This window comes from Streptomyces sp. URMC 127 (assembly GCF_051386535.1).
Classification (GTDB): domain Bacteria; phylum Actinomycetota; class Actinomycetes; order Streptomycetales; family Streptomycetaceae; genus Streptomyces.
In genome coordinates, this window is the sequence record NZ_JBPQTW010000100.1 from 1 (window position 1) to 24,592 (window position 24,592).

The 24,592-nt window shown below is 73.5% G+C and carries 20 protein-coding genes; 17 read left to right on the forward strand and 3 right to left on the reverse strand.

Annotated features, from left to right (window positions below):
• Nucleotides 1-1,518 (forward strand): cell division protein PerM (locus ACSNOH_RS20095; RefSeq protein ID WP_436722766.1); only part of this gene is annotated, 1,518 nt, incomplete at its 5' end.
• A gap of 218 nt (nt 1,519-1,736) precedes the next feature.
• On the opposite strand, the gene ACSNOH_RS20100 is transcribed toward ACSNOH_RS20095, so the two are convergent.
• Nucleotides 1,737-2,480: a hypothetical protein gene (locus ACSNOH_RS20100; protein WP_436722767.1), complete on the reverse strand. Its 744-nt coding sequence runs from the start codon at nt 2,478-2,480 to the stop codon at nt 1,737-1,739.
• 459 nt (nt 2,481-2,939) lie between these two features.
• On the opposite strand from ACSNOH_RS20100, the gene purN reads away from it, so the two are divergent.
• Together purN and purH are read left to right on the forward strand one after the other, a co-directional pair.
• Nucleotides 2,940-3,506, forward strand: a complete 567-nt coding sequence (purN, locus tag ACSNOH_RS20105; RefSeq protein WP_436722784.1) for a phosphoribosylglycinamide formyltransferase — start codon at nt 2,940-2,942, stop codon at nt 3,504-3,506.
• Nucleotides 3,507-3,517: 11 nt separating this feature from the next.
• Complete coding sequence (purH, locus tag ACSNOH_RS20110; RefSeq protein WP_436722785.1) at nt 3,518-5,068, forward strand: bifunctional phosphoribosylaminoimidazolecarboxamide formyltransferase/IMP cyclohydrolase; 1,551 nt, start codon at nt 3,518-3,520, stop codon at nt 5,066-5,068.
• Between the two features lie 77 nt (nt 5,069-5,145).
• Here the strand turns inward: purH and ACSNOH_RS20115 are convergent, their stop codons facing one another.
• Nucleotides 5,146-5,751, reverse strand: coding sequence for a hypothetical protein (locus tag ACSNOH_RS20115; protein WP_436722768.1), 606 nt, complete (start codon nt 5,749-5,751; stop codon nt 5,146-5,148).
• 250 nt (nt 5,752-6,001) lie between these two features.
• On the opposite strand from ACSNOH_RS20115, the gene ACSNOH_RS20120 reads away from it, so the two are divergent.
• From ACSNOH_RS20120 to ACSNOH_RS20180, 13 genes are all read left to right on the forward strand, one after another.
• Nucleotides 6,002-6,871, forward strand: coding sequence for a bifunctional methylenetetrahydrofolate dehydrogenase/methenyltetrahydrofolate cyclohydrolase (locus tag ACSNOH_RS20120; RefSeq protein ID WP_436722769.1), 870 nt, complete (start codon nt 6,002-6,004; stop codon nt 6,869-6,871).
• On the forward strand, nt 6,861-7,322 hold the full coding sequence (locus tag ACSNOH_RS20125) for a DUF3017 domain-containing protein (protein WP_436722770.1): 462 nt from the start codon (nt 6,861-6,863) through the stop codon (nt 7,320-7,322). Before ACSNOH_RS20120 ends, ACSNOH_RS20125 begins: the two co-directional genes overlap by 11 nt.
• A 167-nt stretch (nt 7,323-7,489) precedes the next feature.
• Nucleotides 7,490-8,716, forward strand: a complete 1,227-nt coding sequence (locus ACSNOH_RS20130) for an NADP-dependent isocitrate dehydrogenase (protein ID WP_436722771.1) — start codon at nt 7,490-7,492, stop codon at nt 8,714-8,716.
• 386 nt (nt 8,717-9,102) lie between these two features.
• A complete protein-coding gene (locus ACSNOH_RS20135) occupies nt 9,103-10,332 on the forward strand; it encodes a DUF2690 domain-containing protein (protein ID WP_436722772.1) in 1,230 nt (409 codons plus the stop codon).
• Nucleotides 10,333-10,548: 216 nt separating this feature from the next.
• Nucleotides 10,549-11,538 (forward strand): malate dehydrogenase, encoded by a 990-nt coding sequence (locus ACSNOH_RS20140; protein ID WP_436722773.1) that lies wholly within the window; start codon nt 10,549-10,551, stop codon nt 11,536-11,538.
• A gap of 335 nt (nt 11,539-11,873) precedes the next feature.
• The gene (locus ACSNOH_RS20145; RefSeq protein WP_436722774.1) at nt 11,874-13,463 is read left to right on the forward strand and encodes a hypothetical protein; all 1,590 of its coding nucleotides are present in this window, start codon (nt 11,874-11,876) and stop codon (nt 13,461-13,463) included.
• The gene (locus ACSNOH_RS20150) at nt 13,460-14,068 is read left to right on the forward strand and encodes a hypothetical protein (RefSeq protein ID WP_436722775.1); all 609 of its coding nucleotides are present in this window, start codon (nt 13,460-13,462) and stop codon (nt 14,066-14,068) included. Before ACSNOH_RS20145 ends, ACSNOH_RS20150 begins: the two co-directional genes overlap by 4 nt.
• A gap of 13 nt (nt 14,069-14,081) precedes the next feature.
• Nucleotides 14,082-15,128 (forward strand): hypothetical protein, encoded by a 1,047-nt coding sequence (locus ACSNOH_RS20155; RefSeq protein WP_436722776.1) that lies wholly within the window; start codon nt 14,082-14,084, stop codon nt 15,126-15,128.
• A gap of 127 nt (nt 15,129-15,255) precedes the next feature.
• Nucleotides 15,256-16,764, forward strand: coding sequence for an aldehyde dehydrogenase family protein (locus tag ACSNOH_RS20160; RefSeq protein ID WP_436722777.1), 1,509 nt, complete (start codon nt 15,256-15,258; stop codon nt 16,762-16,764).
• Between the two features lie 107 nt (nt 16,765-16,871).
• Nucleotides 16,872-18,437: a GMC family oxidoreductase gene (locus ACSNOH_RS20165; RefSeq protein WP_436722778.1), complete on the forward strand. Its 1,566-nt coding sequence runs from the start codon at nt 16,872-16,874 to the stop codon at nt 18,435-18,437.
• Complete coding sequence (locus ACSNOH_RS20170) at nt 18,434-19,537, forward strand: quaternary amine ABC transporter ATP-binding protein (RefSeq protein ID WP_436722779.1); 1,104 nt, start codon at nt 18,434-18,436, stop codon at nt 19,535-19,537. The genes ACSNOH_RS20165 and ACSNOH_RS20170 overlap by 4 nt, the downstream gene beginning before the upstream one ends.
• Nucleotides 19,534-21,570: an ABC transporter permease gene (locus ACSNOH_RS20175; protein WP_436722780.1), complete on the forward strand. Its 2,037-nt coding sequence runs from the start codon at nt 19,534-19,536 to the stop codon at nt 21,568-21,570. The genes ACSNOH_RS20170 and ACSNOH_RS20175 overlap by 4 nt, the downstream gene beginning before the upstream one ends.
• Entirely contained in the window at nt 21,560-22,537 is a 978-nt protein-coding gene (locus ACSNOH_RS20180; protein ID WP_436722781.1) for an ABC transporter substrate-binding protein, read from the forward strand. Before ACSNOH_RS20175 ends, ACSNOH_RS20180 begins: the two co-directional genes overlap by 11 nt.
• 143 nt (nt 22,538-22,680) lie before the next feature.
• Here the strand turns inward: ACSNOH_RS20180 and ACSNOH_RS20185 are convergent, their stop codons facing one another.
• A complete protein-coding gene (locus ACSNOH_RS20185) occupies nt 22,681-23,163 on the reverse strand; it encodes a carboxymuconolactone decarboxylase family protein (protein ID WP_436722782.1) in 483 nt (160 codons plus the stop codon).
• Between the two features lie 47 nt (nt 23,164-23,210).
• Between ACSNOH_RS20185 and ACSNOH_RS20190 the strand changes: the two genes are divergently transcribed.
• On the forward strand, nt 23,211-24,592 hold a 1,382-nt coding region (locus ACSNOH_RS20190), incomplete at its 3' end, for a PLP-dependent aminotransferase family protein (RefSeq protein ID WP_436722783.1).

The following is a 24,592-nucleotide window of genomic DNA, read 5'->3' on the forward strand; positions in this document are numbered from 1 at the left end:
CGGCGGCCTGGTCGGGCCGCGCCGCGCAGGGCCCTGCTGACCCTCCTCGGCGGCTACCTGCTCGTCGCCGTGGGCGCCGTCCTCTACGCCTCCTCCGGCCCCGTCCGCGTCGAGCCGCTGAGCGCCCTGCTGCACGTGCCGGTCGTCGCGGGCGCGTCCGCGGCCGCCGGGGCGTGGGCCGCCCTGGGCCGCCCCTTCGGCACCCCGCCGCCGCTCGTGCGCCGCGCGCTCGCCGCCGTCCCCGCGCGGCTGCGCGGCTGGTTCACCCGGGACCGGGTCGCGGCGGCCGCCGGCGCGGCGACGGCCGGCACGGTCGTGCTGCTCAGCGGCGCCGCCGTCCTCCTCGCGGGCTCCCTCGCCGTCCACGCGGGCGCCGCCCGCGAGTCGCTCCTGCAGATCACGGCGGCCTGGTCGGGCCGCGCCGCGGTGCTGCTGCTGTGCCTCGCGCTGCTGCCCAACGCCGTGGTCTGGGCGGCGGCCTACGGGCTCGGGCCGGGCTTCGCCGTCGGCACGGCCGGAGCGGTCGCGCCCCTCGGGATCACCGCGTACCCGCTGCTGCCGTCGTTCCCGCTGTTCGCGATCCTCCCCACGCCGGGCCCCGCCGAGCCGCTGCCCCTGGCGGCCTCGGCGGCGGTGAGCCTCGCGGCCGGCGTGACCGTCGCCTACGCCGCCGTGCCGCGGCGCTCCGCGGACCTCGCGCGGACCGGGGCCGGCGAGACCGCGGGCGTCGCCGCCCTCGCCTCCCTCCTGTGCGCGCTGGTCGTCACTCTGCTGGCCTACGCGGCGGGCGGCTCGCTCGGCGCGTCCGTGCTGGCCTCGTTCGGTCCCTCCTGCCGGCTCGTCGGCGCGGCCGCCCTCGCCTGGACGGCGGCCGTGAGCGTGCCGGGGGCGCTGGTGCTGAGGTGGCTGCGGCGGAGGATCGCGCTGGGCGGGATGCCGGTGGAGCCGGCGGAGGCCCTTGGGCAGGCGGCGCCCGTCGCTGCCGTCCGGCCCGCAGGCGCCGCCGTCGCCCTGGCCGAGGTCTCCCCGGCGGCTGCGGTCTCCCGGCTGTCCGGGCGCCCAGCGGCGTCCGTACGGGTCCCGGCGGGCGCCCACCGGCGGGTGCGTCCGGAGCGGCACGAGCGGCGCGGGCGCGGGCGCTGGTGGACCGGTGCGCGGGCCGCGCGGGCGGTGGGGGCGTGGCTGGGCTTCGGCACGCCCCGGGCCGTCCGGGGTGCCTGCGCCGATACGCCGACGCTGTCGTTCGCCACCCGTACGCCCGTGGAGGCGCTGCCGGTGCGGCCGGCGCCCGCGCCCTTCCCGGCGGCGCCGGCCGCCGCGTGCGGGCCGGAGGCCCGGGCCGGGCGGCGGGGCTGGTTCGGGCGCCGGGCCCGGCCCGAGCGGGCCCGGGCGGGGACGGTCGTGCCGGCCTGGCACGACTCGCGGGCGCGCCAGGTGCGGTGGGCGGCGCTGCGGGAGTCCGGGGGCGGTCTCGTACCGGACTTCGAACCGCGCGACGCGGGCCCGGACCGCGGCTGAGCCCCGGGGCTCCGCCCTGAGCCGGGACTCCGAGCGCTGTACGTACGGGCCCGGCGGGCCGGTCGCCCCGGTTCCGAACCGGTTCCGAGGGCCGGTCGGCCCTCAAAAAATGCCCGCCGCAACGGCGAAGTGCCACGACGGTGGGGGTCCGGCGGAATGCCCGGCTACCGTCGGTGGCGCGTCCGCCGTGCGGAGCCGTGGCGGCGGACAGAAGCCGCCTAGTCCCGGTCCACCAGCAGTGGCCTCAGCTGCTTCGGCAGGTGCCGCTCGCACGCCTGCTGCGAGCTCTGCGTCAGGGCGTCGTCCACGCACGTGTAGTAGTCGCTGTAGACGATCCGGAAGGCGAACGTCGCCGCCACGATGGCCAGCGCCAGCCCGCCCGTCACCAGGCCGCTCACGGCCGCCGTCGTCTGCGGCCGGAACGCGCCGGGCGTGGGCGTCGGCGGGCCCGCCGGGATGTCGGGGTCGGTCCGCTTGGGCCGGGGCTTGGCGCGCAGGGAGCTGATGCCCCAGTAGAGCGAGAGGGCGCCGAGCAGCAGGGCCACGTACGGAATGCTGAACAGCGCGAAGAAGAAGCCCCACATGCCCGCGAGGAGGGCGTAGCGGGCGCGCCGCTGGGCGGGGTCCGTGGGATCCCAGCGCAGGCCGCCGCCTCCGCCCGGGCCGCCGGGCCCGCCCGCGGGGCCGCCCGGGCCGCCGCCGAAGCCGCCGTCGTGGCGGCCGGGCTGCCGGCTGCTCCACTGGCTGCCCCACGCGGGGGGCTGCTGCCCCGCGGGATCCTCCTGGCCGGAGCCGTCCTCGCCGTCCTCGCCGCCTTCCCGGCCCTGCGGGCGCTGCTGCGGCTCGCGCGGCTGCCACGGCCGGTCGGGCTGTCCCTCGGGCGGCGGAGCGAAGGGGTTGTCCCGCTGCTCGTCGGGGGACGGGGAGGGGGACGAGGCGCCGGAGGGGCGCTCGTGCGACATGCGGGCGCGCCTCATCGCTGCCCCCCGGAGGTCTCGGGAGCGGGCGGCGCGAGGCGGTGAGCCGCGTGACGGCGTCGGTCCGGCATGTGGAGTGTGTCTTCCCCTTGTGTCGTCCACCGCACTCCGAACGTACGGCGTCGCGCCCGGATTCCGTGCACGCGGCACCGCGTTTTCCGGGCACTGCTTCCAGACGCTACCTTCCGCGGCCGCCCCCGTCCCGCGGGGGCCGTTCGGTGTGCCGGTATCGTTGCTGGCGGTCGGCGGGTTCGTAGAGTCCCCCGTATTCCGCGGCACCCTCGTCTCGTACGACCATACAAACCGTACGGCCCTGTCCACCGTACGGCCATCAATACGGCCAGCACACCGCTTTCCGCCCGCGAGAAAGGGCCCCACCGTGGCCTCCCCGCCTCCCGCGCCCCCGCCCGCCTCGTCGTCCTCGTCTCCGGCTCCGGCTCCAACCTGCAGGCCCTGCTCGACGCGATCGCCGCCGATCCGGAGGGCTACGGCGCGCGGGTCGTGGCCGTGGGCGCCGACCGGGACGGCATCGCCGGCCTGGAGCGGGCCGAGCGCGCCGGGATCCCCACGTTCGTCTGCAGGGTCAAGGACCACCCCTCGCGCGAGGCGTGGGACCGCGCGCTGACCGAGGCCACGGCGGCGCACGCGCCGGACCTGGTCGTCTCGGCCGGCTTTATGAAGATCGTGGGGAAGGAGTTCCTCGCGCGCTACGGCGGGCGCATCGTGAACACGCACCCCGCCCTGCTGCCCAGTTTTCCCGGCGCCCACGGAGTGCGCGACGCCCTCGCGTACGGCGTGAAGGTGACCGGGTGCACCGTCCACTTCGTCGACGACGGCGTCGACACCGGCCCGATCATCGCCCAGGGGGTGGTCGCGGTCCGGGACGAGGACGACGAATCCGCGCTGCACGAGCGCATCAAGGAAGTCGAGCGCGAGCTGCTCGTCGATGTCGTGGGGCGTCTGGCCCGCAACGGCTACCGCATAGAGGGACGAAAGGTAAGGATCCCGTGACCGCCGAAGGTATGAAGCGGCCCATCCGCCGGGCGCTGGTCAGCGTCTACGACAAGACCGGGCTGGAGGAGCTGGCCCGCGGCCTCCACGAGGCCGGTGTCGAGCTCGTCTCCACCGGCTCCACGGCCGGCCGGATCGCCGCGGCCGGCGTCCCCGTCACCAAGGTCGAGGAGCTGACGGGCTTCCCCGAGTGCCTGGACGGCCGGGTCAAGACGCTGCACCCGCGCGTCCACGCCGGCATCCTGGCCGACCAGCGCCTGGAGGCGCACCGCGAGCAGCTCGCCGGGCTGGGCGTCGACCCCTTCGAGCTGGTGATCGTCAACCTCTACCCGTTCCGGGAGACCGTCGCCTCCGGCGCCTCGCCCGACGAGTGCGTCGAGCAGATCGACATCGGCGGCCCCTCGATGGTCCGCGCCGCCGCCAAGAACCACCCCTCGGTGGCCGTCGTCGTCAGCCCCGGCCGCTACCAGGACGTCCTCAAGGCCGTCGCCGACGGCGGCTTCGACCTCGCGCAGCGCAAGCGCCTGGCCGCCGAGGCGTTCCAGCACACCGCCGCGTACGACGTGGCCGTCGCGAGCTGGTTCGCCGCCGACTACGCGGCCGCGGACGACAGCGGCCTCCCCGGGTTCCTCGGCGCCTCCTTCACCCGCTCGAACGTCCTGCGCTACGGCGAGAACCCCCACCAGCCCGCGGCCCTCTACACCGACGGCACGGGCAAGGGCCTCGCGCACGCCGAGCAGCTGCACGGCAAGGAGATGTCCTACAACAACTACGTGGACACCGAGGCGGCCCGCCGGGCGGCGTACGACCACACCGACCCCTGCGTCGCGATCATCAAGCACGCCAACCCGTGCGGCATCGCGACCGGTTCGGACGTCGCCGAGGCCCACCGCAAGGCCCACGCCTGCGACCCGCTGTCCGCGTTCGGCGGCGTCATCGCCGTCAACCGGCCCGTGTCGGTCGCCATGGCCGAGCAGGTCGCCGAGATCTTCACCGAGGTCATCGTCGCCCCGGCCTACGAGGACGGCGCCGTCGAGGTCCTGGCCCGCAAGAAGAACATCCGGGTGCTGCGCTGCCCGGACGCGCCGGGCGCGGTGCAGGAGATCCGCCCGGTCGAGGGCGGCCTGCTGCTGCAGGAGAAGGACCGCCTCCAGGCCGAGGGCGACGACCCGGCCAACTGGACGCTCGCCACGGGCGAGGCGCTCTCCGCCGCCGAGCTCGCCGAGCTGGCCTTCGCCTGGCGCGCCTGCCGCGCGGTGAAGTCCAACGCGATCCTGCTGGCCAAGGACGGCGCGACCGTCGGCGTCGGCATGGGCCAGGTCAACCGCGTCGACTCCGCGAAGCTCGCGGTGCAGCGGGCGGGCGAGGAGCGGGCGCGCGGCTCGTACGCCGCCTCCGACGCGTTCTTCCCCTTCCCGGACGGGCTGGAGGTGCTGACGGCCGCGGGCGTCAAGGCCGTGGTGCAGCCGGGCGGTTCGGTCCGTGACGAGCAGGTCGTGGAGGCCGCGAAGGCGGCGGGCGTGACGATGTACTTCACGGGGACGCGGCACTTCTTCCACTAGGGCCGCCAGTAGGCAAAGCCGGAGGCCCGTGTCCCGCGCGGTGCGGGACACGGGCCTCCGGTGCGGCCGGGCCGGCGTCAGAAGCGCGGGCGGCGGAACCAGTCGGCCGAAGCCTGCTTGGCCGCGAAGACGATCACCAGGATCGACAGGATGAACGTGATCAGACCGAGGCCCCAGGCCCACGAGGTCAGGAGTCCACCGATGATGCCGAAAGACGCGTAGACGATCGAGCCGACGCGGATGCCATTGCCACCCTTGGCGTAGCGCACCGCGAGAATGATGCCGATAACAGCGAACACCAGGGCGAGCAGGATGAAGAAGCCCAGGACGCCCTTGCCCACGTCGACCATCTTGTCGACATCGACTTCGTCGCCCTGCGCGGTCGTGACCTTCTTGCCCGTTCCGACCTCGTCGGCCTTGTCCTTGATCGCGACGATCAGAGCGCCGAAGATCCCGGCCAGAGCCACATGGACCGCGGCGATGACGTACAGCAGGATGCGGGCCGTCTTAGTGATGCCCGGCATCACCTGCGGGCCCTGCGGCGCACCGGCGTAGCCGCCCTGCGCCTGCGGGTAGGCGGCGTACGGCTGGCCGGGCTGGGCGCCCTGGGGCTGCTGCGGATAGCCGTACCCGGGCGCCTGCTGGGGCGCGCCGTACGGGTTGTTCTGATCGCCGAAGCTCATGACTGGCCAATTCCTCCGTTGGTGTCGTGCGGGGACGGCGCGGGCATTCGGAGGAGAGTTGTGTCGGCGGCTCGCCCCCGTTTTCGCCCGCGGCACGCGGATCATCGTTATCGGGCCTGTGACTTTTGTCCAGCCGATACCCGTATCGGCGGGGCCGCAGGGGCTCCCGGGAATAACCGGTGCGAATTCGTCACCAACTGCGGGCCGCCCTGATTGGAACCATGGCCACCCCATCCGGGAGGATGGGGCCATGACCGCCCAGATTCTCGATGGCAAGGCCACGGCAGCAGCGATCAAGTCCGAACTCACGGCGCGCGTGGAGGCGCTGAAGGCCCGCGGCGTGCAGCCCGGTCTCGGCACCCTCCTCGTCGGCGACGACCCCGGCAGCAAGTGGTACGTGGCGGGCAAGCACCGCGACTGTGCCGAGGTCGGCATCGCGTCGATCCAGCGCGAACTGCCGGACACGGCCACGCAGGAGGAGATCGAGGCGGTCGTCCGCGAGCTCAACGACAACCCCGAGTGCACCGGCTACATCGTCCAACTCCCCCTCCCCAAGGGCATCGACACCAACCGCGTCCTGGAGCTGATGGACCCGGCGAAGGACGCCGACGGCCTGCACCCGATGAGCCTCGGCCGACTGGTCCTCAACGAGCCCGGCCCGCTGCCCTGCACCCCCAACGGCATCATCGAGCTGCTGCGCCGCCACGGCGTGGAGCTCAACGGCGCGCACGTCGTCGTCGTCGGCCGCGGCATCACCGTCGGCCGCTCGATCGGCCTGCTGATGACCCGCCGCACCGAGAACGCCACGGTCACCCTCTGCCACACCGGCACCCGTGACCTCTCCGCGCAGCTGCGCCAGGCCGACATCATCGTCGCCGCGGCGGGCGTGGGCCACCTGATCAAGCCGGAGGACGTCAAGCCCGGTGCGGCCGTGCTCGACGTCGGCGTCAGCCGCGACGGCGACGGCAAGATCATGGGTGACGTGGACCCGGCGGTCGCCAAGGTCGCCGGCTGGGTCTCCCCGAACCCGGGCGGCGTCGGCCCGATGACCCGCGCCCTGCTGCTGGTGAACGTGGTGGAGGCCGCGGAGCGGGGCGCCGGCGGCGGCAATGCGGGCTGAGAAGGGGCCGGGCGCGGCGGCGGAGCCCGGCGCGGGCAAGGAGCCGGGGGCGGGCCGGGAGCCCGGCGCGGGCCGGGGGCGCCGCTTCCAGCTCACGCGGGACACCGCCCGCCCCGAGGGCGGCGGCCGCGCCGCGCCCGGGGACGCTCCGGCGCCGGCGCGCCAGTGGCCGCTGCTGGCGGTCATGGGCGTGACGGGCCTGGGGCTGCTGGTCGTCGCCTTCGACGCGTTCCGGGTCGGGACGCTGCTGATCGGGCTGGCGATGATCGGCGGCGCGGTGCTCCGCTGGGCCCTGCCGTCCGTGGGCATGCTGGCCGTGCGGTCCCGGTTCACGGACATGATCACGTACGGCGGGCTGGGGGCGGCGATCCTGCTGCTGTCCCTGATGGCGCAGCCGCACGCGTGGCTGAAGGTGCCGTTCCTGGAGGACATCCTCCACTTCACGGTCTAGGGCTGACGGCCCAGGGCTTTACGGCCCAGGGCTTCACGACCCCGGACAGGGTGTCCCTTTTTGCCCGGCTTTGCCGGATTTCGAGTAGCTTGTTGACGAGGTGATCCCTTTCCCGCCCACGCGGCGGGAAGGGGCCGTTGCTGCCCGCGAGAGGGACGGTCCCCGTCATGGCCAAGATCAAGGTAGTCGGCCCGGTCGTCGAGCTCGACGGCGACGAGATGACCCGGATCATCTGGCGGTTCATCAAGGACCGGCTGATCCTGCCCCACCTCGACATCGACCTGCGCTACTTCGACCTGGGCATCGAGCACCGCGACGCCACCGGCGACCAGGTGACCGTCGACGCCGCGCACGCCATCCTGGAGCACGGCGTCGGAGTGAAGTGCGCGACGATCACGCCGGACGAGGCGCGCGTCGAGGAGTTCGGCCTCAAGGCGATGTACCCCTCGCCCAACGGCACCATCCGCAACATCCTCGGCGGCGTGATCTTCCGCGAGCCGATCATCATGGCGAACGTGCCGCGGCTCGTCCCCGGCTGGACGAAGCCGATCGTCATCGGCCGCCACGCGTTCGGCGACCAGTACCGCGCGACCGACCTGAAGGTGCCCGGCGCGGGCACGCTCACCATGACCTTCACCCCGGCGGACGGTTCCGAGCCCGTGGAGCTGGAGGTCTGCGCGTTCCCCGGCCCCGGGGTCGCCCTGTCGATGTACAACCTGGACGCGTCCATCCGCGACTTCGCGCGCGCCTCGTTCCGCTACGGCCTGGACCGCGGCTACCCCGTCTACATGTCCACCAAGAACACGATCCTGAAGAAGTACGACGGCCGGTTCAAGGACCTCTTCCAGGAGGTCTTCGACACCGAGTTCCGGGCGGACTTCGAGCGGGCCGGACTGACGTACGAGCACCGTCTGATCGACGACATGGTCGCGTGCGCGCTGAAGTGGCCCGGCGGCTACGTGTGGGCCTGTAAGAACTACGACGGTGACGTCCAGTCCGACACCATCGCCCAGGGCTTCGGCTCGCTCGGCCTGATGACCTCGGTGCTGATGTCGCCCGACGGCCGCACGCTGGAGGCCGAGGCCGCGCACGGCACCGTCACCCGCCACTACCGCCGGCACCAGCAGGGCAAGCCGACCTCCACCAACCCCGTCGCCTCGGTCTTCGCCTGGGCCCGGGCCCTGGCCCACCGCGGCAGGCTGGACGGCACGCCCGAGGTCACCGCCTTCGCGGAGGCGCTGGAGCGGGCGTGCGTCGAGACCGTCGAGGGCGGGCGGATGACCAAGGACCTGGCGCAGCTGGCCGGGCCGGAGACGCCCTGGCTGACGACCGAGGAGTTCCTCGCGGCCCTGGAGGCGAACCTGCGGCGGAAGCTGGAGCCGGCGGTCGTGTGAGCGGCCGCGGTGACCGGTCCTCCACCCCCGTGGGAGGACCGGCCACCGCCCGGGTAAGAGGATCTTGAACTGATGATCCGGCTTCAAGATCTTCAAGCCCGTTGTGGCCGGGAGGTGACGGATCCGGGACGAGTTAGCCGTCGCGTATCAGTTGTGCAGCAGATGTGACAAGGGCGTACAGCGGGGACCCCGATTAACCCAAATGCCACGATGCGCCCCGCCCGGGGGAACTGTCATGCTGGAATGCGGCATCCCTTCTGGGTAGCCAGCACTGGGGGGTAGCCGGCACCGGGGCTGCGGAAGGGGCGCCGCGCCACGGCACGTCACGGCAGGGGTCACACGGAACGGGACGACCACCCGTACGCATCGGGGGACAGGGGAGTGCAATGCCTCGCTGGAGGGCGCTACCGGAGGAACTCGACCCGGAAGTACGCGAATTCACCGAACAGCTGCGCAGACTCGTGGAGCGCAGCGGGCTGAGCATCGGGGCCGTCGCGGACCGCACGGGATACAGCAAGACGTCGTGGGAGCGCTATCTCGGCGGGCGGCTGCTGCCGCCGCTGGGGGCGGCCGAGGCGCTCGCGGAGGCGACCGGGACCGACGTGGTCCATCTGAGCACGATGTGGGAGCTCGCCGAGCGGGCGTGGAGCCGGAGCGAGCTGCGGCACGACTCCACGGTGGAGTCGGCGCGGATCGCCCGGGCGCGGGCGGCGCTGGGCGAGTTCGGCCCGCCGCCGGGTGACGAGGCGCAGGCCGTCGCGCAGGGCGGGGTGCGGGGCGTCGCGCGGGCGGCCGGGCAGCCGGGGGCGGTCATGTCGGAGCCGCTGTGCCACGAGCCGGTGCGGCGGGCGACGGCGGAGGAGAGCGCTTCGGGCGCGGCGGGGGCTTCCGGCTCTTCCAGATCTCCGGGACCCTCAGTCCCTTCCGGCTCCTCCGGCTCTCCCGGCCCATCAGGTCCATCCGGCCCATCCGGCCCATCCGGCCCTCCCGAGTCCTCCGGTCCTTCCGGTCCGGCCCCGCGGCCGCAGCCCGTCCCGCGGTCGCCGCAGCCGCCCGACTACCGCGCGAACGCCATCCCGGCCGACGGCCCAGGGCCGCGCCGCCGGGCGGCCCTCTTCGTCACCGGCGTCGTGGGGGCCCTGCTCGTCGTCGCCGCTGCCGTCCTGCTGCTGGGCGTGGGCGACGGCACGGATTCCGGTTCCGGGCCGGTCGCGCCGCGCGTCTCGCCCTCGGCCGTCCTGCCCGCCGGGGTGAAGTGCACGGGCGCGGAGTGCGGCGGCAAGGACCCCGAGGCCATGGGGTGCGGCGGCGGCCGGGCGACGACCACCGGCTCCGCGACCGTCGGCACGTCGTACGTCGAGGTCCGCTACAGCCAGGTCTGCGGCGCGGCCTGGGCGCGCATAACGCAGGCCGTCCCGGGCGACGCCGTCCGGATAGACGCGGCCGCGGACGGCGGCACGCCGGCCCGCTCCGAGACCGGCAAGGTCACGCGCGACGCCGACGGCTACACCCCGATGGTGGCGGTGACGGGGCCGGGCAAGGCGAAGGCCTGCGCGACGCTGACGACGGGCGCGAAGGGCTGCACGGTCCCTCGCGGGACGCCCGCGGCGGGCTAGGGCGTCACCGCCGTGACGAGGGCCCGGCGAGGCCACGGCGAGGGCCCGGGGACGCCACGGCGAGGGCCCGGGGACGCCACGGTGAGGCGTCCCACACCCGCCCGGGGGTTCGGAGGGTGCCGGGTCGGATAGCCTGACGCCGGATCTCTTGATACCGAGAGAGATCCGAACATCATGGGCAGGGACACCCACCCCAGTTCGCAGCAGGAGATCGCCATGACCCGCACTCCCGTCAATGTCACCGTCACCGGTGCAGCCGGCCAGATCGGCTACGCGCTGCTCTTCCGCATCGCCTCCGGTCAGCTCCTCGGCGCGGACGTGCCGGTCAAGCTGCGCCTGCTGGAGATCCCGCAGGGCCTGAAGGCCGCCGAGGGCACCGCCATGGAGCTCGACGACTGCGCCTTCCCGCTGCTGCGCGGCATCGACATCACCGACGACCCGAACGTCGCCTTCGCGGGCGCGAACGTCGCGCTGCTGGTCGGCGCCCGCCCGCGCACCAAGGGCATGGAGCGCGGTGACCTGCTGGAGGCCAACGGAGGCATCTTCAAGCCGCAGGGCAAGGCCATCAACGACCACGCCGCGGACGACATCAAGGTCCTCGTCGTCGGCAACCCGGCCAACACCAACGCGCTCATCGCCCAGGCCGCCGCGCCGGACGTCCCGGCCGAGCGCTTCACCGCGATGACCCGCCTGGACCACAACCGCGCGATCTCGCAGCTGGCGAAGAAGACGGGCGCCTCCGTCGCCGACATCAAGCGCCTGACGATCTGGGGCAACCACTCCGCCACCCAGTACCCGGACATCTTCCACGCCGAGGTGGCGGGCAAGAACGCCGCGGAGATCGTCAACGACGAGCAGTGGCTGGCGGACGACTTCATCCCGACCGTCGCCAAGCGCGGCGCGGCCATCATCGAGGCCCGCGGCGCGTCCTCGGCCGCCTCGGCGGCCAACGCCGCCATCGACCACGTCCACACGTGGGTCAACGGCACCGCCGAGGGCGACTGGACCTCCATGGGCATCCCGTCGGACGGCTCCTACGGCGTCCCGGAGGGCCTGATCTCCTCCTTCCCGGTCACCTGCAAGGACGGCAAGTACGAGATCGTCCAGGGCCTGGAGATCAACGAGTTCTCCCGCGCCCGCATCGACGCCTCGGTCAAGGAGCTCACGGAGGAGCGCGACGCGGTCCGCGGCCTCGGCCTCATCTGATCCCGGACGGGACCGGACCGGCCCGGACGGACCGGATCCTTCGACGGGGGTGCCCCCGGCAGCAGCTGCTGCCGGGGGCATCCCCGTTTTTGCGCACGGAGGTACGAACGTACGCCCGTACGGGGGCGGTTTTCGGTCCGTTATCCGGGTGCAAGTGGGGGTCGCCGGAAAGTGGATTGGCTTATTGTGAGTTCTCCGAAAAACCGTCAACTCCTGCATATTCGCAGGTGAGTTCGACGATCGGAGAGTTCATGACATTATCCGCAGGTTCCGCAAGAACCGATCAGGCCAAGCCGGCCGCGCCGGTGAGAACGGCCGGTAGCGGCAGGCCGGACATGTGCAGTGAAGCCACCCGCCTGCTCTGCGCGGGGGCGTATCTCGACCTCGACTTCCGCCGGCGCGTGATCGAGGAACTGGTGGAGCACGAGGAACGGCCGATCGCGCCGTCGCTCGGCATCGACGTCGTGCCGGTGCTCACCCACGCGCTGCGGGCGCGCTCGCAGGACGTGCTCACGGCGGTGCTGCTGGGCGGCCTGTGGGCCGCGTTCTTCGTCTCCGGGTTCGTGACCGAGACGGGCAGCCTCCCGGAGGCTCCGCTTCCGTGGGCGGGGATCTACGCCATGGTGTGCGTGGTGCACTGGGCCGGGCAGGCCGCCGCCGGCCGCGGGAGCGCCGTCTACGCCGTCGACAAGTCCACCCTGCGCCGGGCCCTCAAGGGCAAGGCCTCGCTGCGCGCGCTGCGGGCGGTCGGGCCGCCGGTGCTGCAGCTCGCCTACTGGATCGCGGTCGTCGCCGCCCTGATCGAGGGCGTGGGCAGCTGGACGGCCGTGCTCTTCCCGCTGCTCCTCGTCCTGCCGGTGTGGATGCACCGGTCGCGGGTCGCCTCCGTGATGCGCCTGGAGCTCGGGCGCGAGGCCTTCGCCCGGCACCCCCGCGCGGTGCCGCGCTCGCGCCACCACCGCCGCATCGCGGCGGCGATCGACCGCGAGCAGTACGCGGGGCTGACCATCTACGACCCCTCCCGCCCGTTCGTCGGCATGGGACGCCCGTACGAGCCGTGGTCGTTCGTCCTGGAACTCAAGCCCAAGGACGCAGAGAAGGGCGGGAAGGACGGCCGGCGGCCGCCGTTCACCGCGCGCGCCGTCGTCGATCTGATCCGGCCCCGCCTGGAGGCGCTGCGCGACTCCGCCGCCGCGACCAGCCGCGACCGGCTCAAGGACCTGGAGGTCGAGGAGTTCGTCTACCTGCCGGTGGGCCCGTACCGGCCCGAGGTCCGCTACGAGGACCCCGTCGTCCGGCAGCACCTGAGCGAGGCCGTGGACGAGGGCGGCGAGGCGCGCCGCTACTTCCTGCGGGTCCGCGTGGGCGCCTGGGACGAGCAGGTCGTCGTCTCCGTGCTGGTCCGGGTGCACACCCAGGGCGGCATGCTGGTGCTGGAGGTCGTGCCGCACGTGCTCATGCCGGTCAAGCCGGAGTTCCGCGCGGTGGACGTGATCGCCTCCCGCGGCGAGGACGACATCCTGCGTGACGGCGCCCGCGCCCTGCTGTCGGCGCCCGCCGCCGGCTTCGCGTCCGCCGTCTCGGCGGTCCGCACGGCCGTCGCCGGTTTCCGCACCTGGCTGGCCGACCCGCGCCGCGCGGTCCCGGACGGGCCGGCCGTGTCGGTGCGGGAGATCGCCGGGGTGCACTCCGTCTCGCTGTTCCAGGAGATGGACATCAGCCGCTACGTGAAGACGGTCCAGGACCGGATCGCGAGCGGCGTGCGGGACGCCCTGCGCTCGCAGGGCTACGAGACCGACCAGTTCGAGCAGCAGATCGTGCAGGTCAGCGAGGGCGGCGTCTTCATCGGCTCGATGAGCGGCGGCGCCGTGGCCGCGGGCAGCGGCGCGCAGGCGAAGAACACCGCGAAGGACGGGGGATCATGACGGACCGCAAGGACGACGCGCACGGGAACGCCAACGGGAATGCCAACGGGAATGCGAACGGGAATGCGAACGGGAGCGCGTACGGGAACAGGAGCGGCAACGGGAACGGCGCCGGCGGCGGGATCGCCATCGGGCGCATGACGGGCGGCGCCGTCGCCGCCGGGGAGCGGGCCCGCGCCGAGAACCGTGCCGAGCGGGCCGCGCAGGAGGCCCACGCCGGGACCGGGTTAGCCCGGGTGCCGGCGGAGACGCCCAACGACGGCGGCATCGCCGTCGGCGAGCTCACCGGCGGTGCGGTCGCGGCGGGCCGGGAGGCCCGGGCCCTCGACGCCTCCCGCGACCTGCTGGCCGTCACCCCCGAACTGCTGGAGGCCGTCACGGCGCTGCGCGCGCAACTGCCCCTGCTCGCCCGCTCCGAGGGCGACGGCGTCGACGCCGTCGGCGACGAGCTCGCGGGCCTGGAGGCCGAGGCGCGCCGCACGGGCCGCACGCAGCGCGGCCGCCTGGTGCGGCTGCGGGCCCTGCTGGGCAGTGGAGCCACGGCCGTCGGCGGCCTGGCCTCGGCGGCGGCGGTCGCCGAGGCGGCCGGCCGGCTGCTGGCGTGAGGGGGCGGGGCGCATGAGCCGCTGGGACGCGGATCTCCAGCAGTGGGTGGAGGACGACCCGCCGGGGCGCGGGCCGCGCGCGGACGGGACCCCGTACGACTCCGAGGAGCCCGAAGTCCGCCTGCTCCCCGGGCCGCCGGACGGCCTGCCCGGAGGGCCGTCGCACGCGGCGATCCTGGCGGGCGCGCTGGCGGGGGTGGTCCTCGCGGGCGGCATCGGCGTGGGCGCCTGGGCGATGCTGCGGGACGACGGTACGGCCGCGGGCGGCCGCGGTGGCGCGTCACCGGAGCCCGGGGTGAGCGGCCCGTCGGCACCGGGCCCGTCGTACGGCTACGGGACGACGTCCGGTACGACGTCCGGTACGACGTCCGGGATGACGGCGGGAATGACGTCCGGGACCACCTCCGGTGCGAGCACGGGCAGTCCAGGCGGCACCACTGGCACCTCAGGCACCACTGGCACCTCCGGCACCACCGGAACGACAGGCACCACCGGCGGCTTCAGTAGTGGTTTCACCGCCGGCGGCAGCATCACCGGCCCCGCCACCGGCAGTGACACCCCGAGCCCGCCGGTCACGCCCTTCCTGGGCGGCACGACCACCCCCGACGGCTACGAGCGCACGCAGGACCCGTCCGGCTTCCGCGCCGACCTGCCGTCCGGCTGGGATCGCAGTACGGAAGGCGCCAGCGTCTTCTACAAGCGGCCGGACGGCAGGAGCCTGATCCAGGTGTTCACGCTCGACGGCCCGGAGCCGACGCCGTACGAGTCGTTGCGGGAGACCGAGCGGGCGGTGTCCCGCAACAAGGGCTACCGCAAGCTGTGGCTGACCCAGGAGAGCGAACCGTCGGCCGGTGCCGCCGAGCTGGCGTACACGTACGTCCGGCCCGACGGGAGCGTGCGGCGCGTTGTCGACCGTGCGTTCACCGGTCCCGACCACCGGCAGTACGCGCTGCTCGTCGCCGGGGCGGAGGACGAGTGGCCCACGCACCAGGAGGTCTTCCGCGTCCTGCTGGGCTCGTTCTGCCCTTCCGGCTACTGCGCGGGCGGCGACGCTCAGTGACTCGCGTCACTCTTTGTGAAGAATGAGGCATAGCTTTTCGCCTTTTGGTTAGGCGCGTCCCGTTGCCGCCCGTGGGCCCTGCCCCGGCGGCAGCGGACCGTCCAGGAACCGGAAGGCAGAGAAGAACATGTCGTCAGCCGAGACCATCCACATCGACGGGGTGTGGCGTGCCGCCGCGTCCGGCGCCCAGCGGGAGGTGCTCGACCCCGCGGACGCCAAGACCCTCGCCGTGGTCTCCGAGGGCGGCGCCGACGACACGGACGCCGCCGTCGCCGCGGCCCGCCGCGCCTTCGACGGCGGGCAGGGCGCCTGGCCGCGGACGCCCGTGGCCGAGCGGGCGGCGCTGCTGCGCCGCGTCGCGGAGCTCCTGCAGCGCGACCGCGAGGAGATCGCGCTGACCGAGAGCCGGGACACCGGCAAGACCCTCGAAGAGGGCCGCGTCGACGTCGACTGCGTCACCGACGCCTTCCGCTACTTCGCCGACCTCGTCGTCAGCGAGGGCGCCGGCCGCGTCGTGGACGCGGGCTCGGACACCGTGCACAGCGTGGTCGTCCACGAGCCGGTCGGCGTCTGCGCGCTGATCACCCCTTGGAACTACCCGCTGCTGCAGGCCAGCTGGAAGATCGCCCCCGCGCTGGCGGCGGGCAACACCTTCGTCGTCAAGCCCAGCGAGGTCACCCCGCTGTCCACCGTGCTGCTGATGAAGCTGCTGGTGGAGGCCGGTCTGCCGGACGGCGTCGGCAACCTCGTCACCGGCGCGGGTGACCCCGTCGGCGCCCGCCTGTCCGAGCACCCCGACGTCGACCTCGTCTCCTTCACCGGCGGCCTCGCCTCCGGCACCAAGGTGGCGCGGGCCGCGGCCCCCACCGTGAAGAAGGTCGCCCTCGAACTCGGCGGCAAGAACCCCAACGTGGTCTTCGCCGACGCCTGCGCGACCGACGAGGACTTCGACACCGCCGTCGACCAGGCCCTCAACGCCGCCTTCATCCACAGCGGCCAGGTCTGCTCGGCCGGCTCCCGCCTGATCATCGAGGAGTCCGTCCGCGACCGCTTCGTCGCCGAACTCGCCCGCCGCGCCGAGAAGATCCGCCTCGGCCGCGGTACGGAGGAGGGCGTCGAGTGCGGCCCGCTGGTCTCCGCACAGCAGCTCGACAAGACCGAGGCGTACGTCGCCTCCGCCCTCGCCGAGGGCGCCGTGCTGCGCTGCGGCGGCGCCCAGCCGGAGCCGAACGAGGTCCGCCCGGCGGGCGGTTACTTCTACGCGCCGACCGTCCTCGACGGCTGCCACCGCGCCATGAAGGTCGTCCGCGAGGAGACCTTCGGCCCCATCCTCACCGTCGAGACCTTCCGCACCGAGGACGAGGCCGTGGCCCTGGCCAACGACACCGAGTACGGCCTCGCCGGCGCCGTGTGGACGAAGGACGCGGGCCGCGCCCGCCGCGTCGCCGGCCGGCTGCGCCACGGCACCGTGTGGATCAACGACTTCCACCCCTACCTGCCGCAGGCGGAGTGGGGAGGCTTCGGCAAGTCCGGCACCGGCCGCGAGCTCGGCCCCGCGGGCCTGGCCGAGTACCGCGAGGCGAAGCACATTTACCAGAACCTCGCGCCCGAGCCGGTGCGCTGGTTCGCCGGCTGAGCCCGGGTCCGAAGGACCTCCCGAACGACGCACGTCCCGAACGACGCACGTTGCGAACGACGCACCTTCCGCAAGCGAAGAACCTTCCTGCCCCGAGGAGCACCCCCATGCCCCCTGTCGAAGCCCAGAAGATCGCCGCCGACTACGTCGTCGTCGGTGGCGGCACCGCCGGCTCGGTCATCGCCTCCCGCCTCGCCGAGAACCCGGACCTCTCCGTCGTCGTCATCGAGGGCGGCCCGTCCGACATCGACCGCGAGGACGTGCTGACGCTGCGCAAGTGGCTCGGCCTGCTGGGCGGCGAGCTCGACTACGAGTACACGACCACCGAGCAGCCCCGCGGCAACTCGCACATCCTGCACAGCCGCGCCAAGGTGCTGGGCGGCTGCTCCTCCCACAACACCCTGATCTCCTTCAAGCCGCTGCCCTCCGACTGGGACGAGTGGGAGGCCGCGGGCGCCGCCGGCTGGGGCGCGAAGGACATGGACCCCTACTTCGGCAAGCTCCGCAACAACATCGTGCGGGTGGCGAAGAAGGACCAGAACGAGATCGCCTCCGACTGGATCGAGGCCGTCAAGACCGCTCTGGACGTGCCCGAGGTCGTCGGCTTCAACGACAAGCCCTTCGAGGAGGGCGTCGGCTTCTTCGACCTCTCCTACCACCCGGAGAACAACAAGCGCTCCTCCGCCTCCGTCGCCTACCTCCACCCCCACATGGAGGCCGGTGACCGCCCCAACCTCCGCCTCCTGCTGGAGACCTGGGCGCACAAGCTGGAGCTGGACGGCACCCGCGCCAAGGGCGTCCGCGTCCGCACCAAGGACGGCGAGGAGATCTACGTCGAGGCCGCGCGCGAGGTGCTGGTCTGCGCCGGCGCCGTCGACACGCCCCGGCTGCTGATGCACTCCGGCATCGGCCCGAAGAAGGACCTGGAGGCGCTCGGCATCGACTGCGTGCTCGACCTGCCGGGCGTCGGCGAGAACCTGATCGACCACCCGGAGTCGGTCATCGTCTGGGAGACCAACGGGCCCATCCCCGGCAACTCCGCGATGGACTCCGACGCGGGCCTGTTCGTCAAGCGGGACCCGGACCACAAGGGCCCGGACCTGATGTTCCACTTCTACCAGATCCCCTTCACGGACAACCCCGAGCGCCTGGGCTACGAACGCCCCGAGCACGGCGTGTCCATGACCCCCAACATCCCCAAGTCCCGCGCCCGCGGCCGCCTCTACCTCACCTCGGCCGACCCGGAGGTCAAGCCCGCCCTCGACTTCCGCTACTTCGAGGACGAGGACGACTACGACGGCCGCACCCTCGTCGACGGGATCAAGCTCGCCCGCAAGGTCGCCGAGGCCGAGCCGTTCAAGAAGTGGCTCAAGCGCGAGGTCTTCCCCGGCCCCGAGGTCACCGACGACGCCGAGATCAGCGAACTCGTCCGCAAGGCCGCGCACACCGTCTACCACCCCGCGGGCACCTGCCGCATGGGCGCCCCCGACGACGACCTCGCGGTGGTCGACCCCGAGCTGCGGATCCGCGGCCTGACGAACATCCGCATCGCGGACGCGTCCGTCTTCCCGACGATGCCCGCGGTCAACCCGATGATCGGAGTCCTGATGGTGGGGGAGAAGTGCGCCGAACTGCTTGCGGAGTCCGCGGCCACAGGCGGTGATGCGATATGAGCGGCACCGATACGGCCGGCAGCGCCACCGCCACGACAGCCGCCACCACGTCTACGGCTGAGGCTCCCGTCTTCAGCGTCCGCAACCTGTGGAAGGTCTTCGGGCCGAAGGCCGACCGCGTGCCCGGCAGCGAACTCGCCGCCTTGGACGCCGAGGAGCTCCGCGAGCGAACGGGCTGCACCGTCGCCGTCCGCGACGTGTCCTTCGACGTCCGCCAGGGCGAGGTCTTCGTCGTCATGGGCCTGTCCGGCTCCGGCAAGTCCACGCTCGTGCGCTGCCTGACCCGGCTCATCGAGCCGACGTCCGGCACCATCGCCATCGACGGCGAGGACGTGTGCGGCATGGACAAGACCGCCCTGCGCGACCTGCGCCGCCACCGCGCGGCCATGGTCTTCCAGCACTTCGGGCTGCTCCCGCACCGCTCCGTCCTCGACAACGTCGCCTACGGCCTGGAGATCCAGGGCGTCGGCAAGGCCGAGCGCCGCGCCAAGGCCGCCGCGATGGTCGAGAAGGTCGGCCTCGCCGGCCTGGAGGACCGCCGCCCCGGCCAGCTCTCCGGCGGCCAGCAGCAGCGCGTGGGCCTCGCCCGCGCCCTCGCCGCCGACCCCGAAGTGCTCCTGTTCGACGAGCCGTTCAGCGCGCTCGACCCGCTCATCCGCCGCGACATGCAGGAAGAGGTCGTCCGCCTGCACCGCGACGAGGGCCGCACCATGGTCTTCATCACCCACGACCTGTCCGAGGCGCTGCGCCTCGGCGACCGCATCGCGCTCATGCGCGGCGGCCGCGTCGTGCAGTGCGGCACTCCCGAGGAGATCGTGGGCTCCCCGGCGGACGACTACGTGCGCGACTTCGTCCGCGACGTCCCGCGCGAGCAGGTCCTCACCGTGCGCCGCGCGATGCGGCCCGCCGCCGGCGACGAGCCGGAGACGGGCGAGACCCTCGCCCCCACGACGACCGTCGCCGAAGCGATCGAGACGGTGGCCCGCACGGGCACCTCCGCCCGCGTCGTCGAGGGCGGCCGCTGCCTGGGCGTCGTCGACCACCGCAGCCTGCTGGGCGTGGTGGCGGGCCTGGACGCCGGCAAGAAGGCGGCGGCATGACCGTACACACAGCTCCGCCGCGGGTGAAGACGGCGCCGCCCGGCCGGGACGCCGCGGCGCCCCACCCCGCGGCCCTCGCCCTGCGGGCCCTGTGGGCCCGGCCCGCCGCCCGCAAGCTGCTGATCCTCGCCGCCGCCGCGGCCGTCCTCGTGCCGGTCGCCGCGGCCACCCACGGCAGCGGCACCTGGCCGTCCGCGCTCACCGTCGACCTGACCGGGCCCCTCACCAAGGCCAGCGACTGGATCATCGACAACCGCGACAGCCACTGGGCCTTCCTCTACTTCTTCGGGCACGTCAGCGGCGCGATCATCGGCGCCGTGCACGCCGTCTACACCGTCCTCCTGGCCCTCGGCTGGGCCGGTGTGACGGCGGCGGCAACGCTGATTGCCTGGCGCGTCGCGGGCGTACGGGTCGCCGGCACCGCCCTCGCCTCGTTCGCCGCGTGCGGCGCCCTCGGCATGTGGGTGCCCACGATGCGCACGCTCGCGCTGATGATCGTCGCGGTGGCGGTGTCCGTCGCCGTCGGCGCGCTCCTCGGCCTCGCCGCGGGCCTGTCGGACCGCACGTTCCGCGCGCTGCGGCCCGTTCTCGACACCATGCAGGCGCTGCCCGCGTTCGCGTACCTGCTGCCCGTCGTCCTCGTCTTCGGCATCGGCGTGGCGCCGGCCGTCCTCGCGACGGTCGTCTACGCCGCCCCGCCCATGGCGCGGCTCACCGCGCTCGGCCTGCGCTCCACCGACCGGGGCGTCCTGGAGGCCGTCGAGTCGCTCGGCGCCACCGGCCGCCAGCGCCTGCTCACGGCCCGGCTGCCGCTCGCCCGGCGGGAACTGCTGCTGGGCGTCAACCAGACCATCATGATGGCCCTGTCCATGGCCGTCATCGCGTCCGTCATCGGCGCGGACGGCCTGGGAGACCGCGTCTACCAGGCCCTGTCCACGGTAGACGTCGGCAGCGCCCTCTCCGCCGGCATCCCGATCGTCCTCCTGGCCATCGTCCTGGACCGCACAACGGCGGGCGCGGCGTCGCCCCGTCCCACCCGGTTGTGGGCAGCTGTTCCGCAAGGCGGAACGGGTGGGCACAACCGAACGACGGCCCGCACCCGGCGAACGACCGCATGGCTCGCGGCCCTGGCCGCGGTCGCCGCGGCGGCCTTCGCCACGGGCGACAAGCCCTGGCCCGACACTTGGACCGTCGCCATCGCCTCCCCGGTGAACGACGCCAAGGACTGGATGGTCGACCACCTCTACACCGGCATCCCCGGCATCGGCGGCACCGCCGACCTCGCCGCCCACTACACCACCTGGGTCCTCGACCCCCTCCGCGACGGCCTCCAGGCCCTCCCCTGGTGGGGCGCCCTCCTCATCGTGGCCGCCCTCGCCTGGCTCATCGGCACGTGGCGCACGGCCCTGACGGCCGTCCTGTCCCTCGCCGCGATCGGCGTGCTGGGCCGCTGGGAGCTGTCCATGGACACCCTCTCGCAGGTCGTCGCCGCCGTCGCCGTCACGCTCGTCCTCGGCTTCGCCGTCGCCGTGCCCGCCGCGCGCAGCCCGCGCGTGGAGCGGCTGCTGCGCCCGGTCCTGGACGTCTTCCAGACCATGCCGCAGTTCGTGTACCTGATCCCCGTCGTGGCCCTGTTCGGCGTCGGCCGGGCCCCGGCCGCCGCGGCCGCGGTCGTGTACGCGCTGCCCGCCGTCGTCCGCATCGCGAGCGAGGGGCTGCGCCGGGTGAACCCGGGCGCGATGGAGTCGGCGCGGTCGCTGGGAGCGACCGGCGGCCAGCAGCTGCGCCAGGTGCAGTTCCCGCTGGCGCGGCCGCAGCTGCTGCTCGCGGTCAACCAGGCCGTGGTGCTGGTGCTGTCCGTCGTCATCATCGGCGGTCTCGTGGGCGGCGGCGCGCTGGGCTACGAGGTCGTGTTCGGCCTCGCGCAGGGCGACCTGGCGACCGGGCTCACCGCGGGCGTGGCCATCGCGTGCCTGGGGCTGATGCTCGACCGGGTCACCCAGCCGACGAAGGGAGCGCGTGATGGCGCGTAAGACGACCATGGCGGCGGCGTCCGCGCTGTGCGTCCTGGCCGGCGTCGCGGCGACCGGTTGCGGCGCGGCCGACATGACCAAGCAGGCGTCCCCGTACGCCGCCGCGGCGGGCACGAAGACGGTCACGCTGTCCGTGCAGTCGTGGGTGGGGGCGCGGGCCAACGCGGCCGTCGCCAAGTACCTGCTGGAGCACGAGCTGGGCTACCGCGTCGACACCGTGCAGGTGGACGAGGTGCCCGCGTGGGACGCGCTCAGCCAGGGCCGCGTCGACGCGATCCTGGAGGACTGGGGCCACCCGGAGCAGGAGAAGCGGTACGTCGAGGACAAGAAGACCATCGTCTCCGGCGGCGACCTCGGCGTGACCGGCCACATCGGCTGGTGGGTGCCCAAGTACTTCGCGGACGCCCACCCGGACGTCCTCGACTGGCGCAACCTCAACAAGTACGCCGCTCAGCTGCGCACTCCGGAGAGCGGCGGCAAGGGCCAGCTCATGGACGGCTCGCCGTCGTACGTGACGAACGACAAGGCGCTCGTCAAGAACCTCGGCCTGGACTACAAGGTCGTCTTCGCGGGCTCCGAGGCGGCGCAGATCACCCAGATCCAGCAGTCCGCCAAGGAGAAGAAGCCGTTCCTCACCTACTGGTACGAGCCGCAGTGGCTGTTCAACGAGGTGCCGATGGTGGAGGTGAAGCTCCCCCCGCACACGCAGGAGTGCGCGGACAAGGGGGCGGCGGACCCGTCGACGGTGAACTGCGCCTACCCCACCACCTCGCTGAAGAAGTACCTCAACGCGGACTTCACGCGGAAGGGCGGCAAGGCGGCCCGGTTCCTGAAGGAGTTCCAGTGGTCGAAGGCGGACCAGAACGCCGTCGCCCAGATGATCGCCGAGGACAAGCTGAGCGCGGACGAGGCCGCGAAGCGGTGGGTGAAGGAGCACCCGCAGGTGTGGAAGAAGTGGCTCCAGTAGGAGCCGGTCACTGAGCGGTGATCACCGAGCAGTGATCACCGAGCAGTGGCCGAGCGGCACCGGTACCCCCGCGACCGGTGCCGCTCGCGCGCGTACGGGGTCAGTACGGAGTCAGTAGGGGGTCAGTAGGGGGTCAGTACGGGTCAGACCGCGTACGCGCCCGGGCCGAGGCCCGTCGTCACGCCGATCCGGTTCCACGCGTTGATGGTGGTGATCATGGCGATGAGCTGGGCGAGCTCCTGCTGGGGGAAGTGCTTCGCGGCCCGGTCGTACACCTCGTCGGACACGCCGCCGGGCAGCAGGGTGACCGCCTCCGTCAGGGCGAGCGCCGCCTGCTCCTTCTCGGTGTAGAGGCCGGGCGCCTCGTGCCAGGCGTTCAGGAGGTAGATGCGCTCCTCGGACTCGCCGAGCTTGCGGGCGTCCCTGGTGTGCATGTCCAGGCAGAAGGCGCAGCGGTTGAGCTGCGAGGCGCGGATCTTGACCAGCTCGACGAGGGAGGTCTCCAGGCCCTTCCGGGCCGCCCGCTCCAGGTTCAGCATGGCCTTCTGGACCTCGGGCGCGAACTCGTGGAGCAGCATGCGCGGGGCGTGGTGGTGGGTGGTGGTCTGTGCGTTCGCGTTCGTCATGGGTACGACACTAGGGCGCGGGCAGCCCACGGGTATGGTCCATTCCCATGGAGAAAGCGTGGGCCAATCCGGACGGCGCGCCGGGGGCGGACGGCGGTGCGGGCGGCGGTGCGGGCGGCGGTGCCGGCGACGGCGCGGGCGCGGACTTCCACCTGGAGCTGAGCGGGCCGGGCGGTGTGCGCGCCTCCCTCATCCGGGCCCTGCGCGAGGCCGTCCGCAGCGGCCGGCTCGCGCCCGGCAGCCGGCTGCCCTCGTCCCGTACGCTCGCGGCCGACCTCGGCCTGGCCCGGAACACCGTTGCGGATGCGTACGGCGAACTCGTCGCCGAGGGCTGGCTCACGGCCCGGCAGGGCTCGGGCACGAGGGTGGCGCGGCGGACGGCTGCGCGGGCGCCCGAGCGCCGTACGCCGCCCGAGCGGGCGCTGCGGCGGCCCGCCTACGACCTGCGGCCCGGGACCGCCGACGTCTCCGCCTTCCCGCGCGCCGCGTGGCTCGCCGCGGCCCGCCGGGCGATGGCGGCCGCCCCGCACGAGGCGTTCGGGCGCGTCGACGAGCGGGGCCGGCCCGAGCTGCGGGCCGCCCTCGCGGGCTACCTGGCGCGGGCGCGCGGCGTGCACGCGGACCCGGAGCGGATCGTGGTGTGCGCGGGGTTCACGCAGGGCCTGGGGCTGGTGAGCCGGGTGCTGCGGGAGCGCGGGGTGCGGGAGATGGGGGTGGAGGAGTACGGGCTGTGGTTCCACCGGGAAGCGCTGGAGCGGGCGGGGCTGCGGTGCCTGCCGATGCCGCTGGACCGGGAGGGCGCCGACGTCTCCGTCCTGGAGGGCGGCAAGGCGGGCGCGCGGTCGGTGCTGATCACCCCGGCGCACCAGTTCCCGACGGGCGTGCCCCTGCACCCCGCCCGGCGCGCCGCGGTCGTCGACTGGGCGGCCCGCACCGGCGGAACGGTCCTGGAGGACGACTACGACGGCGAGTTCCGCTACGACCGGCAGCCGGTGGGCTGCCTGCAGGGCCTCGCCCCGGAGCGCATCGTCTACTTCGGCACGGCGAGCAAGTCCCTCGCGCCGGGGCTGCGGCTCGCGTGGACGGTGCTGCCGGAGCACCTCGCGGGCGAGGTGCTGGAGCACAAGCGGGCGGGGGAGTGGAGTTCGGGCGTCCTGGAACAGCTGACGCTCGCGGAGTTCCTCGCCTCCGGTGCGTACGACCGGCACGTGCGCGCGATGCGGCTGCGCTACCGGCGGCGGCGCGACCGGCTCGTCGAGGTCCTCGCCGAGCGCGCCCCGCACATCAAGGTCACCGGCATCGCGGCGGGCCTGCACGCCGTCCTCGAACTCCCGCCGGGCACCGAGCACACCACCTTGCAGGCAGCGGCCTGGGAGGGCCTGGCCCTGGAGGGCCTCACCCGCCTCCGCGCCACCCCGCCGGCCACCTC

Bases quoted from the DNA above. Each gene is read 5' to 3' on its own strand.
- ACSNOH_RS20175 (WP_436722780.1), top strand. From the start codon at position 19,534: ATGACCGTACACACAGCTCCGCCGCGGGTGAAGACGGCGCCGCCCGGC.
- ACSNOH_RS20150 (WP_436722775.1), top strand. From the start codon at position 13,460: ATGACGGACCGCAAGGACGACGCGCACGGGAACGCCAACGGGAATGCC.
- ACSNOH_RS20120 (WP_436722769.1), top strand. From the start codon at position 6,002: ATGACCGCCCAGATTCTCGATGGCAAGGCCACGGCAGCAGCGATCAAG.
- ACSNOH_RS20165 (WP_436722778.1), top strand. From the start codon at position 16,872: ATGCCCCCTGTCGAAGCCCAGAAGATCGCCGCCGACTACGTCGTCGTC.
- purH (WP_436722785.1), top strand. From the start codon at position 3,518: ATGAAGCGGCCCATCCGCCGGGCGCTGGTCAGCGTCTACGACAAGACC.
- ACSNOH_RS20155 (WP_436722776.1), top strand. From the start codon at position 14,082: ATGAGCCGCTGGGACGCGGATCTCCAGCAGTGGGTGGAGGACGACCCG.
- ACSNOH_RS20115 (WP_436722768.1), bottom strand. From the start codon at position 5,751: ATGAGCTTCGGCGATCAGAACAACCCGTACGGCGCGCCCCAGCAGGCG.
- ACSNOH_RS20180 (WP_436722781.1), top strand. From the start codon at position 21,560: ATGGCGCGTAAGACGACCATGGCGGCGGCGTCCGCGCTGTGCGTCCTG.
- ACSNOH_RS20130 (WP_436722771.1), top strand. From the start codon at position 7,490: ATGGCCAAGATCAAGGTAGTCGGCCCGGTCGTCGAGCTCGACGGCGAC.
- ACSNOH_RS20160 (WP_436722777.1), top strand. From the start codon at position 15,256: ATGTCGTCAGCCGAGACCATCCACATCGACGGGGTGTGGCGTGCCGCC.
- ACSNOH_RS20185 (WP_436722782.1), bottom strand. From the start codon at position 23,163: ATGACGAACGCGAACGCACAGACCACCACCCACCACCACGCCCCGCGC.
- ACSNOH_RS20125 (WP_436722770.1), top strand. From the start codon at position 6,861: ATGCGGGCTGAGAAGGGGCCGGGCGCGGCGGCGGAGCCCGGCGCGGGC.
- ACSNOH_RS20170 (WP_436722779.1), top strand. From the start codon at position 18,434: ATGAGCGGCACCGATACGGCCGGCAGCGCCACCGCCACGACAGCCGCC.
- ACSNOH_RS20140 (WP_436722773.1), top strand. From the start codon at position 10,549: ATGACCCGCACTCCCGTCAATGTCACCGTCACCGGTGCAGCCGGCCAG.
- ACSNOH_RS20145 (WP_436722774.1), top strand. From the start codon at position 11,874: ATGTGCAGTGAAGCCACCCGCCTGCTCTGCGCGGGGGCGTATCTCGAC.
- ACSNOH_RS20100 (WP_436722767.1), bottom strand. From the start codon at position 2,480: ATGTCGCACGAGCGCCCCTCCGGCGCCTCGTCCCCCTCCCCGTCCCCC.
- ACSNOH_RS20135 (WP_436722772.1), top strand. From the start codon at position 9,103: ATGCCTCGCTGGAGGGCGCTACCGGAGGAACTCGACCCGGAAGTACGC.